Raw genomic sequence first — 3064 nt, 5'->3', positions numbered from 1 at the left:
ACCATATTGTCTAACAAAAGGGGAGCATTTCACATCCTGCTCCATTTCCTTTATAAATTGACAATCACCACAAATTCACCTTGTTGCAAAACGATCTCGTTCACAGGTGTCGGCGTAGGCGGGTACATTGTGGCTAATTTCTGGGCAATGGCGGTTTGCAGACACTGAATGCCGTATTGCAGATCGTTTGCCTCAATGCTCATATCCTCAAAGTCCACAGGATTTAGCAGAAAGCCATTTGCCATTGGCGTTACTGCAATTGCATAGGACTGTACTTGCGGCATATCGGGCAGAGTGAAGAACTCCTCCATGACTTTCATTTCCTCTTGCTTTTGACTGTCCAGAACGTGTGTGTAAGTATCCAGCGTAAACGAAACCGAGGAATGCCCTAACAGAATTGAAGTGGTTTTTGCGTCCATGCCTTGTTCCATGGCTCGGGTGGCAAAGGTATGTCTGAGGGCGTGAAAGGTATAATGCCCAAGACCAGAGGCTTTCAGAATTTCATCGTATGCATCCTTGAATGTTCTGGGTTCCAAGTATCCGCCAAATGGGTTTGTCACCAGAAAGCCGGAGTCCTGATAGGCTGCACTAGATGTCATGGCATCGTTCTGCTGTACATTTTTCCATTGCTGTAATTCGCTTGCGATATTGGGAATCAAGGGGATAGAGCGAATGGAATTTTTCGTTTTTGGCTCCTGAATGACGATCTCCGTGGAATTGCCCACACCGTTGTAATCCACTTTGGGCAGACGGTTTATTGTGCGGCGGATAGAGAGCATTCTTTTATTGAAATCAACATCTTCCCAACGGAGTCCCAGAAGTTCACCCAGACGAATCCCTGTTGCAAGTGTCAAACGGATGAAAATGCCGTATCGGTATTTGTAACTGGTATAGGTAAGCTTTTGCTGTTCCTCACGGGTGAGAATCTCGACCTGCGGTTTTTCATTGCGTGGCAAACTGACTGCATCACAGGGGTTGAAATCGATGTAATGTTCCAGTACTGCCTGATTCATGGCCTTGTGCAGGCAGCGGTGAAGATTCAGAATGGTTTTGGGCGAAAGTCCCTGCGTATTCTGCTTGTAGTTGTAGAAGTCCTGCAGGAGCTTTGTCGTGAGATCTTTCAGTTTGAGGGTTGGAAATGCTGGTGCAAGATGATTTTCGATGTAGCCACGATAGCTGACATAGGTGGACTGCTTGACCTTGTTTTTCATGTAGGTTTCCAGCCAGAGCCGCAGCCAGTCGAGAAAGGTGGTTGACGTTGGATCAACGTGTTTCTGAAAGTGAATCTTGTACTCCTCTTCGTGCAGCTTTTGAATTGCCTCTGCCTTGGTTTTAGCATAGTAGGAGATGCGTTTCGGCTTTCCGATCTCAAAATCGTAGCCTGCTGTGACACGAATCTCAAATCTGCCGTCTGCCCGTTCGCGGATGCTGCCTTCGTTGTGGTTTCTCTTTTTTCGTTCCATATCGGATACCTCCATAGATTATTTTATGGATTTGTTGTATATCTGATTAAAATGGATTATTTTGTCTGAACCGATAGTAGGAGGAACGGGAGATATTGAGTGTCTGCAACGCCTGTGAAACCGTGGTTTCTTTTGCATCAATTTGTTTGACTACAGTGTCCCAGTTCTCCGGTTTTGCAATTGCCGGACGACCAAATCTGACATTTTTCTTCAAGGCGGCATCGATGCCCTCACGCTGTCTGCGTCTGATTTTCAGGCGTTCATTTTCCGCAATGCTCCCAAGCACCTCAATCAGAATCGCATTGATCATATCCATGACCCACATCTGCTCCGGCGGAAAATCGGTCAATGTAGTGGGAATGTCGAGGATTTTGACATGAATGCCGTTGCACTTGAAAAACTCCAGCTCCTGCTTGATATCAGACTTACTTCTGCTGAGTCTGTCCAATTCCTTAATAACCAGTGTATCGCCGTTCCTGAGAATCTGCTTTTTCAGATACTGATAGCCTTCACGCTCAGTGTCTTTGCCGGAGCATTTGTCCACAATGATATTATCTCTGCTGACCCCATAATTTGTGAGAGCCTCGATCTGCCTGTCCTCATGCTGTTCCCTGCTGGAAACACGGGCATAGCCGAACGTTCTGTTGTCCATAAAAACACCTCCAATTGTCTCAAAAAGTCCTGCCACTTTTGGAACGTCTCAAAAGTCAAAAACGGACCTTTTGGCACAGGTTTTTGAGAAAAAAATGACTGCCTCAAAAAGTGTACTTTCTGAGACAGCCAAAACATTTAAAAGATTGCCGTATTGCTTTCTTGACACTGAATTGCACAAATCGTATCATGAAGAAAAGTCGCATCGCACAGCATTTCCTCGATCTCATCGGCAGAGTAACCATAGTCCAGCAACAGGAAAATGTCATCTTCTGTCACGCCGTAGCAATTGCACATCTCCAACAGCAGTTCCTCCTGCTGTGTGTAATACTCTTCTTCCAACTCGTCGTACCAATCAACCCACTTGCCGAACCGGAAACTTTCTTGCACTTCAAAGGTGGAGTAGGTCAGAAAGCCATAGCGGTCAATCTTCAAGATCCTGCCCTCTTCCACATGCAACACTTCAAACGGATACTTGTGGAAACCAACTTTCTGCAATGCCTTTTTCAGAATGCTTTCGGTCGAGGCATAAACGTAAAGACCTAGCTCTGTGAAGTGGAGCAGGCACATTGGGTTTGAACCTTTCACCAGATAGAGCGTGTTGTCCTCGTCCAAGGCGGTAAAGCAAAAACTACCCTGCACAGATTCTGCCATGCTTTTGAGTGAATCGAAGTCCAACTTGCCCTGCTGCTCCAACAGCTGCACTGCAACATAACTGTCAGTTTCGATCTGCGTTTGCGGCAGGTGCTTTTCCACACGCAGTTCCTTATCATTGTACAGCACGCCATTGTGAGCAAAGGCAAATTCTACGTTGGCATGACCATAAAAGGGGTGGTTGTTGTAGTTGAACTTCTCGTTGCCCTGTGTGGTCATACGAGTATGTCCCATAACGGCTCTTGTGCCGTTTGGTGCGTTGAATCGAATCTTGTGGGCAGGTTTCGGTCTCTTGT

Annotated in this window: 3 protein-coding genes; all 3 read right to left on the bottom strand. The window is 46.2% G+C overall.

Going from position 1 to position 3064, the window contains the following annotated elements; all coding sequences use genetic code 11:
- Positions 1-50: 50 nt before the first annotated feature.
- Positions 51-1463 (bottom strand): tyrosine-type recombinase/integrase, encoded by a 1413-nt coding sequence (locus RUMCAL_RS11025; RefSeq protein ID WP_040648047.1) that lies wholly within the window; start codon positions 1461-1463, stop codon positions 51-53.
- 46 nt (positions 1464-1509) lie between these two features.
- Positions 1510-2115: a recombinase family protein gene (locus RUMCAL_RS11020; RefSeq protein WP_040648046.1), complete on the bottom strand. Its 606-nt coding sequence runs from the start codon at positions 2113-2115 to the stop codon at positions 1510-1512.
- A 137-nt stretch (positions 2116-2252) separates the two neighbouring features.
- Positions 2253-3064, bottom strand: an 812-nt coding sequence (locus RUMCAL_RS11015) for a class II glutamine amidotransferase (RefSeq protein WP_021682947.1), incomplete at its 5' end; no start/stop codon positions are given.

Origin of the sequence: Ruminococcus callidus ATCC 27760 (assembly GCF_000468015.1) — a bacterium.
Lineage (GTDB): Bacteria > Bacillota > Clostridia > Oscillospirales > Ruminococcaceae > Ruminococcus_C > Ruminococcus_C callidus.
This window is presented reverse-complemented; position numbering and strand designations above follow the sequence as displayed.